The sequence below is a fragment of the Bradyrhizobium sp. BRP23 genome, assembly GCF_020194135.1.
Lineage (GTDB): Bacteria > Pseudomonadota > Alphaproteobacteria > Rhizobiales > Xanthobacteraceae > Bradyrhizobium > Bradyrhizobium yuanmingense.
On the sequence record NZ_JADYVW010000052.1, the window covers coordinates 1 to 756 of the forward strand.

General features: G+C 65.1%; 1 protein-coding gene. It reads left to right on the forward strand.

The window, feature by feature from the left end; all coding sequences use genetic code 11:
- Positions 1-756, forward strand: a 756-nt coding sequence (locus I6F24_RS37300; RefSeq protein ID WP_249787441.1) for an ATP-binding protein, incomplete at both ends; no start/stop codon positions are given.

A 756-nucleotide genomic window follows, 5' to 3' on the forward strand; every position in this document is an offset into this window, starting at 1 on the left:
AAGGCCGCGCCGAAGAAGTCGATGGCCGACGAGATGGCGGGCGAGGGCGACCGCATCGCCAACCAGTCGATCCGCGTCAACGTGGATACGCTGGAGCACCTGATGACCATGGTCTCCGAGCTGGTCCTGACCCGCAACCAGCTCTTGGAGATCTCCCGCCGCAACGAGGACACCGAGTTCAAGGTGCCGCTGCAGCGCCTCTCCAACGTCACCGCCGAGCTGCAGGAAGGCGTCATGAAGACGCGCATGCAGCCGATCGGCAATGCCTGGCAGAAGCTGCCCCGCATCGTCCGCGACCTCTCATCCGAACTCGGCAAGCAGATCGAGCTCGAGATGCACGGCGCCGACACCGAGCTCGACCGCCAGGTGCTCGATCTGATCAAGGACCCGCTCACTCACATGGTGCGCAACTCCGCCGATCATGGCCTCGAGACCCCCGCCGAGCGCCTCGCCAGCGGCAAGGGCGAGCAGGGCACCATTCGCCTGTCCGCCTATCACGAGGGCGGCCACATCATCATCTGCATCGCCGACAACGGCCGCGGCCTCAACACCGAGAAGATCAAGGCCAAGGCGCTCTCGTCCGGTCTCGTCACCGAGGCCGAGCTCGAGAAGATGAGCGAAGCCCAGATCCACAAGTTCATCTTCGCGCCGGGCTTCTCCACTGCCGCTGCCATCACCTCGGTCTCGGGCCGCGGCGTCGGCATGGACGTGGTCCGCACCAATATCGACCAGATCGGCGGCACCATCGACATCAAG